This is a genomic window from Thioalkalivibrio sp. AKL7, from assembly GCF_000381705.1.
Taxonomy (GTDB): Bacteria; Pseudomonadota; Gammaproteobacteria; order Ectothiorhodospirales; family Ectothiorhodospiraceae; genus Thioalkalivibrio; species Thioalkalivibrio versutus.
Genome location: NZ_KB906964.1, coordinates 1 through 3,435, shown reverse-complemented (window position 1 = coordinate 3,435; position 3,435 = coordinate 1). Strand labels below are relative to the sequence as shown.

Genomic DNA, 3,435 nt, shown 5'->3' with positions numbered 1-3,435 from the left:
CAGGGGCCCAGGCCGGCCGTAATGGCCCCAGTGCCCTTCCAAAAACGCTTCGGCGGGGCACGGAGCCGGATGCAGGCCCATTGATCAGTGTCTCCCTAGGTGCGCCGTAACAAAAGCATGTCAATCGTTTGAAGGTTCTAGGTCCTACAGTAATGTCAAGCAAATATGAAAAACATACCCGTTCTGCCGAAGGGGCGCCGCTTGTTTCCATTATAACCGTTGTGTTTAATGGTGAAAAACACTTAGAGCAAACCATTCAAAGTGTTCTGTGTCAATCGTACCAAAATATTGAATACATAGTAGTCGATGGCGGATCATCGGATGGAACCGTCGATATTATCGAACGGTACGCCGACCAGATTGCATATTGGGTTAGTGAGCCGGACGATGGGGTCTACGACGCCATGAATAAGGGTATCCGGCAAGCTAACGGGAAGTATGTTGGTCTAATTAATTCAGATGATTGGTATGAAAAGGATGCCGTCGAGACGGTGGTCAGTACATTTGAAGCGAACGACTCGGACGTAATCTATGGCGACAAACGGATTATCAGAGAGGACGGAAGTTCGCGTATATATCGGCCTAAATCAGCTGCCCTAGACAGTGATTTTGATCTGAATTATGTGCATCCAACCATCTTCGTGTCGAAAAACATCTATGAAAAGAGACAGTATTCGTCCAAATACGACGTGTCTGCCGACCTCGAGTTCTTGCTTGCCCTCGCCGCTGGCGGAGCAAAGATGGTGCATGTCGGGTCTGTTATAGCCAATATGCGAACGGAAGGGCTGAGTGGCACTTCGAGAGGACGTCGGAGAGGGCGGAGGGAAGGGTTTTATATTCGTCGAATGTATTTGGGGCGTTGGGCAGCTACAAAGGGCTTCACGAAAGCCTTGGTGTTGGCGGCAGCGGTACGCTTGATGGGACCTCGCATCCGGAGGTTACTTGCTCAGATGCACTTAAGGCCCTAAGGAGAAGCTAATTAGTGCACTGGCATCCGGTTCCATGAGCCGCCGCATGGTGTTTGCAGAAACACTCGGGTCATGACGGCTGGCCTGGCCGCCATAGCCGGCATGGGTTTTGCGGTTATGGCGGCGATTTGTGGTTTTGCGGCAATACTCGCCATCGTCGTGCGCGGCCCAAGTTCGCCGGGGCGAATAGGCCGTGTATCTGCGCGGCGTTTTTCATAAAAGCGGTGTTTGTCAACGTAGGGGTCCGCTGGATTAAGCAAACAAGGGGGGGCAAAGGGCGGGTAAGTGGGACAGGCCCTCTTCGAGGTCATGTGGTGACCTCCATGACTAGCATGGACTAGCTCGTGTGCTTGCCTTTTGGGGCAAGGAATGTTAGTAGTTCCGATACCTTTACATGTTGCGCAAAAGGTGTTTTGAAGATTATGGATTCGCGAAAGAAAGGCCCTTGGTTGTTCAATTGCACGACAAATGTGATGGGCGGGCCATTACAAAACGCGGTTAATTTTATCATTGAGTCGTGTAAAGATTCGTGCAGGGAATGGGTTTACGCGGTTTCGCCTGAGGTTGCCCAAGAACTGGAAAAGTTTGGGCTAAATAATGTAGGGAAAATATTTAGTTCGCCTGCGAAAAGTCGCTCGGCGCGTAAAGGTCTGGAGGCATTTTCGGAACAAGGAATTTCACTGGTTTACACCATGGCCGGGCCGTCATACGTGGACTTTGGGCCGACCCATGTTATGGGCTGTAGTAATCCTTATATAACCAACCTGGATGCGCTCGCCTTGCGCACTGGAAGGACAATTGGTGAGATAGGGCTAACTCTGGGGCGAACTTTATATCAAGCGCTGCACGCGCGTAACGCGGATTACTGGATTTTTCAAACGGAATCCTCAAGAAATGGCTTCTGTAAGCGTTTAAAGGTCGATCGCGGCAGAACCTATGTCGTGCCGAATGCGGTAGGGGCAGCTTTTCGAAAGAGTGCTGGTGTAACGCGGTTGGTGGGGAACGCATCATTGAAAAATGCACAGATACTTTGTCCAGCCGCTGCATATCCGCATAAGTGGCTTCATCGCATCCCCGAGGTAATTTCAGACCTGAACACAATTCGAAGAGATCTTAAACCGGTGTTTACAATCACCGGAGACAACTCAAGTAAGATTATACAGCGCACACTAGCTAAGGCGAAGGGTTTGGGAGTTGAAAGACAGTTAGTGAGCCACGGAGCTTACGCTTACAAGGATGCGCAGACGATGTATCGTGCAGCCGATATGGTCTTTATGCCCAGCCTCCTTGAGGTCTTTTCGACGTCTTACTTGGAAGCAATGGCTATGGGTAGGCCGCTTGTCGTTGCGGATAGAGAGTTCTCGCGTGAGATTTGTGGCGATGCAGCGGAATATTTTAGCGCTAATTCCGTAGGAGATGCAGCCAAGGCGCTGTATCGCTTGCTCATGGATCCACATCTAAGGAGGCAATTGGTGGCAAAAGGGGAACGGAAGGTGGAGGAGTACGGGAGTGGAAAGGACCGATATCTGAAGATATGCGATGTTCTGGAGGATTGCGTACAAGAAGGGATAACACGTTAAAGACTAGCGTTCGAATGGTAGCAATAATGGGGGAATTACTCCTGAATTTCAGTTTTAGAATGCCGGCCCTCAAGGCTAGCGATGAGCAAGATGATTTTACCCATAGCGTATCTGACTCCGGTTCGAGCCTGTGGCTGGTCGGCATACTCCATCGCTATGAGGAGCGGGGATTAACGTGAAAGTCAGCGTTATCACAGTGAGCTTCAACAGTGCTGTCACCATTCGGGACACAATCGAATCGGTGCTCGGACAGGATCATCCGGAGATTGAATACATTATCGTTGATGGTGAGTCCAAGGATGGCACTATGGATATCGTTGAGGAATATAAAGGACACATTGGGACAATAATTTCGGAGCCTGACCACGGTATTTATGATGCTATGAACAAAGGGATACGGGCCGCAACAGGTGATGTGGTCTGTATGTTGAATTCCGATGATGTCTATGCCGGCCCCACCGCAGTTCGGGAGCTGATGGAACGTTTGCAGTACTCCGGAGCAGATACCGTTTTCGCTGATCTCGTTGTCGTTGATCCGGCCGATACCGAGCGGGTGGTTCGGTATTACGAGTCGAGCCGGTTCCGGGTGGAAAGACTACGGTACGGGTGGATGCCCGCCCACCCGACCTTTCTTGCGAAGCGCTCACTGTTTGAACAATGGGGGCTGTATTCGCTGGATTACCGGATTGCCGCGGACTACGAGATGATGGTCAGATTGCTCTACAGAGCAGGGGTGAGCTACGCCTATCTGCCACGAGTGGCTGTGAAAATGCGAGCTGGGGGCGTAAGCACGAGTGGGGTGCGAAGTAGTTGGCTACTTAATAACGAGATCGTCCGTGCCTGTCGGGAGAATGGTTTGGATACTAATTTGCTTCTGGTATTGTTAA

The 3,435-nt window shown here is 50.7% G+C and carries 3 protein-coding genes; all 3 read left to right on the top strand.

Features of this window, described 5'->3' with window-relative positions; genetic code table 11:
- Positions 1-152: 152 nt before the first annotated feature.
- Positions 153-968 carry a glycosyltransferase family 2 protein gene (locus G315_RS14485; protein WP_081624481.1) on the top strand — a complete coding sequence of 272 codons (816 nt, stop codon included), beginning with the start codon at positions 153-155 and terminating at the stop codon, positions 966-968.
- Positions 969-1,390: 422 nt separating this feature from the next.
- Positions 1,391-2,548: a glycosyltransferase gene (locus tag G315_RS14480; protein ID WP_081624480.1), complete on the top strand. Its 1,158-nt coding sequence runs from the start codon at positions 1,391-1,393 to the stop codon at positions 2,546-2,548.
- Positions 2,549-2,723: 175 nt separating this feature from the next.
- A partial coding sequence (locus G315_RS0113630) for a glycosyltransferase family 2 protein (RefSeq protein WP_019612702.1) occupies positions 2,724-3,435 on the top strand: 712 nt, incomplete at its 3' end.

What these genes read in the sequence shown, in the direction of transcription:
- G315_RS14480 (WP_081624480.1), top strand. Translation starts at nt 1,391, where the DNA reads ATGGATTCGCGAAAGAAAGGCCCTTGGTTGTTCAATTGCACGACAAAT.
- G315_RS14485 (WP_081624481.1), top strand. Translation starts at nt 153, where the DNA reads ATGTCAAGCAAATATGAAAAACATACCCGTTCTGCCGAAGGGGCGCCG.